The sequence below is a fragment of the Sporosarcina koreensis genome (assembly GCF_001531445.1).
Taxonomy (GTDB): domain Bacteria; phylum Bacillota; class Bacilli; order Bacillales_A; family Planococcaceae; genus Sporosarcina; species Sporosarcina koreensis_C.
The window spans coordinates 1-1126 of the sequence record NZ_LQYA01000224.1 but is presented as its reverse complement, the minus strand read 5'-3'; the positions used below and the strand labels follow the sequence as shown (position 1 = coordinate 1126).

The window sequence follows — 1126 nt, the reverse complement described above, 5'->3', positions numbered from 1 at the left end:
CGACTCAACAGCTGGCTGCGAAAAGAGTTTTAATTTTTTAAGAGAACGCAGACAATTAGCGTTCTCAGGCGACAGGCACAAGACGGAGAGAAACTATGTTTGAACCTATGGAACTGACCAACGACGCGGTGATTAAAGTCATCGGCGTCGGTGGCGGCGGCGGTAACGCCGTTGAACACATGGTGCGCGAGCGCATTGAGGGTGTTGAATTCTTCGCGGTAAATACCGATGCGCAGGCGCTGCGTAAGACGGCGGTTGGCCAGACTATCCAGATCGGTAGCGGTATTACCAAAGGTCTGGGCGCGGGCGCGAACCCGGAAGTCGGCCGTAACGCGGCTGATGAAGACCGTGAAGCGCTGCGCGCAGCCCTTGATGGCGCAGACATGGTGTTCATCGCGGCAGGCATGGGCGGCGGTACCGGTACCGGCGCGGCTCCCGTAGTCGCGGAAGTGGCGAAGGATCTGGGGATCCTCACCGTTGCGGTGGTCACTAAGCCGTTTAATTTTGAAGGTAAGAAGCGCATGGCGTTCGCTGAGCAGGGGATCACCGAGCTGTCCAAGCACGTTGACTCACTGATCACCATCCCGAACGACAAGCTGCTGAAGGTCCTGGGGCGTGGAATTTCCCTGCTCGACGCATTCGGCGCGGCAAACGACGTCCTGAAAGGCGCGGTGCAGGGTATCGCCGAACTGATCACCCGTCCGGGTCTGATGAACGTCGACTTCGCGGACGTCCGTACCGTGATGTCTGAAATGGGCTACGCGATGATGGGCTCCGGGGTGGCGAGCGGTGAAGACCGTGCGGAAGAAGCGGCTGAAATGGCTATCTCTTCTCCGCTGCTGGAAGATATCGACCTGTCAGGCGCGCGCGGCGTGCTGGTCAACATTACTGCGGGCTTCGACCTGCGTCTGGACGAGTTCGAAACTGTGGGTAACACCATCCGTGCTTTTGCCTCGGATAATGCGACCGTGGTTATCGGTACCTCTCTGGACCCGGATATGAACGACGAGCTGCGCGTGACCGTAGTGGCGACCGGTATTGGCATGGATAAGCGTCCGGAAATCACCCTGGTAACCAACAAGCAGGTTCAGCAGCCGGTGATGGATCGTTACCAGCAGCATGGTAT

General features: G+C 58.3%; 1 protein-coding gene. It reads left to right on the top strand.

Annotated elements, in window-relative coordinates; translation table 11 throughout:
- Positions 1-95 precede the first annotated feature (95 nt).
- Positions 96-1126: cell division protein FtsZ (gene ftsZ, locus AWV70_RS19770; RefSeq protein WP_060210242.1), on the top strand; the 1031-nt coding region annotated here is incomplete at its 3' end.